At 45.6% G+C, this 777-nt stretch carries 1 protein-coding gene; it reads left to right on the top strand.

Going from position 1 to position 777, the window contains the following annotated elements; translation table 11 throughout:
- Nucleotides 1-77: 77 nt before the first annotated feature.
- A partial coding sequence (locus tag ACS8FD_RS19500) for a ketose-bisphosphate aldolase (protein ID WP_439277080.1) occupies nucleotides 78-777 on the top strand: 700 nt, incomplete at its 3' end.

Raw genomic sequence — 777 nt, forward strand, 5'->3', positions numbered from 1 at the left:
TACCTATCATGTTAAGTGCATGATATTTTGCAGTTTTCAATAACGTTATTATTTTAAAACCAATCAGAGAGCGTTTTATGGCCTTAATCTCCTTACGTCAACTTTTAGATCACGCCGCTGAGCACAACTACGGTGTGCCTGCTTTTAACGTAAATAATTTGGAGCAAATGCGAGCGATTATGATGGCCGCCGATGCTTGTGATTCTCCTGTCATTGTACAAGCCAGTGCTGGCGCGCGTAAATACGCTGGTTCGGCATTTCTACGACACTTGATTATTGCCGCTATCGAAGAATGGCCTCATATCCCAGTTGTTATGCATCAAGATCATGGCATGTCACCAGCCATTTGCCAGCGCTCAATTCAGCTTGGATTTTCTTCAGTTATGATGGATGGCTCACTGGGTGAAGATGGTAAAACGCCGATGGATTATGACTATAATGCGAGTGTGACGCGTGAAGTCGTCAAGCTTGCTCACGCTTGCGGCGTCTCTGTAGAGGGTGAGATTGGTTGTCTAGGTAGTCTTGAGACTGGTATGGCTGGCGAAGAAGACGGTTCAGGGGCAGAAGGCGTTCTTGATCATGAGCAGCTGTTGACCAGTGCGGACGAAGCTGAACAATTTGTCAAAGACACCAATGTTGATGCACTAGCGATTGCGATTGGTACCAGTCATGGTGCTTATAAGTTTACGCGTCCACCCACAGGTGATATCTTATCAATTGAGCGTGTAAAAGAGATTCATGCACGTATACCCAATACTCATCTTGTCATGCATGGCT

This window comes from Psychrobacter sp. 1U2 (genome assembly GCF_051847575.1).